This is a genomic window from Bifidobacterium sp. UBA6881 (assembly GCA_002451435.1).
Lineage (GTDB): Bacteria > Actinomycetota > Actinomycetes > Actinomycetales > Bifidobacteriaceae > Bifidobacterium.
In genome coordinates this window covers 1-612 of the sequence record DKCF01000105.1, presented here as the reverse complement: position 1 = coordinate 612, position 612 = coordinate 1, and the positions used below count along the sequence as shown (strand labels likewise).

1 protein-coding gene is annotated in these 612 nt (G+C 61.6%); it reads left to right on the top strand.

All coding sequences use genetic code 11. From position 1 onward, the window contains the following. Positions 1-612, top strand: a 612-nt coding sequence (locus B3C64_RS07855; RefSeq protein ID WP_291534924.1) for an EF-Tu/IF-2/RF-3 family GTPase, incomplete at both ends; no start/stop codon positions are given.

Below are 612 nucleotides of genomic sequence, written 5' to 3'. Positions count from 1 at the left end.
CGTCAGGTGGGCGTCCCGAAGATCCTCGTCGCTCTGAACAAGTGCGATATGGTCGACGACGAAGAGCTCATCGAGCTCGTTGAGGAAGAGGTCCGTGACCTCCTCGACGAAAACGGCTTCGACCGCGACTGCCCGGTCATCCACGTCTCCGCTTACGGCGCGCTGCACGACGACGCTCCGGACCACGAGAAGTGGGTTGAGCAGATCAAGAAGCTCATGGACGCTGTCGACGACTACATCCCGACCCCGGTCCACGACCTTGACAAGCCGTTCCTGATGCCGATCGAAGATGTCTTCACCATCTCCGGCCGTGGCACCGTGGTTACCGGTCGTGTCGAGCGTGGTAAGCTGCCGGTCAACTCCAACGTCGAAATCGTTGGTATCCGTCCGACCCAGACCACCACCGTCACCTCCATCGAAACCTTCCACAAGCAGATGGACGAGTGCGAGGCCGGCGACAACACCGGTCTGCTGCTCCGTGGCATCAACCGCGACCAGGTCGAGCGTGGCCAGGTTCTGGCTGCTCCGGGTTCCGTGACTCCGCACACCAAGTTCGAGGGCGAAGTCTACGTGCTGACCAAGGACGAAGGCGGCCGTCACTCGCCGTTCTTC